Consider the following 257-nt stretch of genomic DNA (forward strand, 5'->3'; position numbering starts at 1 on the left):
GGCAATGACTTCGCCAATGGCAACCAAGGCACCGACTGGGTTGACGGCGGCGATGGCGATGATGTGCTGCATGGCGGCAAAGATGACGATACGGTGAAAGGAGGCACCGGCAGCGATGAATTGTTCGGGGATTTAGGCAACGATATCGTTTGCGGTAACGCGGATGGTGACTTCCTCTATGGCAACCAGGGGGATGACTCCCTGGATGGCGGCGATGGCAATGATATGCTGTGGGGTGGCAAGGATAATGATATCCT

At 55.6% G+C, this 257-nt stretch carries 1 pseudogene; it reads left to right on the top strand.

The window, feature by feature from the left end:
• Positions 1 to 257 (top strand): annotated as a pseudogene (locus LKK83_RS00370) (calcium-binding protein); the annotation flags it as partial.

It is taken from the genome of Phormidium sp. CCY1219 (assembly GCF_035615515.1).
Classification (GTDB): domain Bacteria; phylum Cyanobacteriota; class Cyanobacteriia; order Cyanobacteriales; family Laspinemataceae; genus CCY1219.